Below are 435 nucleotides of genomic sequence, written 5' to 3'. Positions count from 1 at the left end.
AAAGAGAAAATAACAAAATTTATGATTATGAAAAGAGTACTATTTTTATTACTGGCTGTATCCCTGTCTGTTATGGGATGCAAGAAAGATCAGAAAGAGCCTGCAAAAGCTCCCACGGTAGCAACCGGCTCTGTTTCCAACATCACCACAACAAGTTTCGAGTGCGAGGGGAATGTCTCTGCAGATGGCGGAGCGGCGGTTACGGATCGTGGTGTCTGCTATGCCATGAGTTCTGCTCCCACTATTTCCAACGATAAAGTCTCCGGAGGCTCCGGGACCGGCAGCTTCAAGGTAAGCATCGGCAACCTTACTCCGGGCAAGGTCTACCATGCACGTGCGTACGCAACCAATTCCGCCGGTACGGCTTACGGGCAGGAGGTGAAAGTAACCCTGGTGAAGGTGGTGGAAGGCATCGCTGTATCTCCCACGGAAAAG

1 pseudogene is annotated in these 435 nt (G+C 50.6%); it reads left to right on the top strand.

Annotation, left to right across the window (positions count from 1 at the left end):
- Positions 1–27 precede the first annotated feature (27 nt).
- A pseudogene (locus HQ29_RS09275) lies at positions 28–435 on the top strand (hypothetical protein); the annotation flags it as partial.

Source organism: Porphyromonas canoris (assembly GCF_000765975.1).
Taxonomy (GTDB): domain Bacteria; phylum Bacteroidota; class Bacteroidia; order Bacteroidales; family Porphyromonadaceae; genus Porphyromonas_A; species Porphyromonas_A canoris.
This window is presented reverse-complemented; position numbering and strand designations above follow the sequence as displayed.